Source organism: Streptomyces sp. SID13726 (genome assembly GCF_010548375.1).
Classification (GTDB): Bacteria; Actinomycetota; Actinomycetes; order Streptomycetales; family Streptomycetaceae; genus Streptomyces.
The window spans coordinates 1-448 of the sequence record NZ_JAAGLY010000416.1; the positions used below are offsets into that span (position 1 = coordinate 1).

Sequence of the window (448 nt, forward strand, 5' to 3'; positions counted from 1 at the left end):
CGAACGGCGTTCCGGCGGTGGTCGGTGGGGAGGAGGGCGAGCTGACGGCGTTCGGGGCGCTGGAGCTCGGCGAGGACGGGGTCACCGGCATCCGGATCATCCGGAACCCGGACAAACTGACCTTCCTCGCGACCCAGCTCCGGGAGCTGTCACAAAACGCCTGACCCGTCGGTTCTTCATCGGTGGAAGCGACGGCGGCCGGCGAGAGGCTGAGACTGATGACGACCAACGACACGATCATGGTGACCGGCGCGACGGGCACGCTCGGCCGCGAGGTGCTGGAGCGGGCCCGCCGCACCGGGCGCCCGGTCCGCGCGCTCACCCGCAGGGCCGCGGTGCCGGACGACTCCGGGGTGGCCTGGTACACCGGCGACCTGACCACCGGCACCGGACTGGACGAGGCACTCACGGGCGTCCGTACGGTGATCCACTGCGCGAGCGACATCCG

General features: G+C 71.7%; 1 protein-coding gene. It reads left to right on the plus strand.

Annotated elements, in window-relative coordinates; all coding sequences use genetic code 11:
• Nucleotides 1–218: 218 nt before the first annotated feature.
• On the plus strand, nucleotides 219–448 hold a 230-nt coding region (locus tag G3I78_RS48365; protein ID WP_164436993.1), incomplete at its 3' end, for an NAD-dependent epimerase/dehydratase family protein.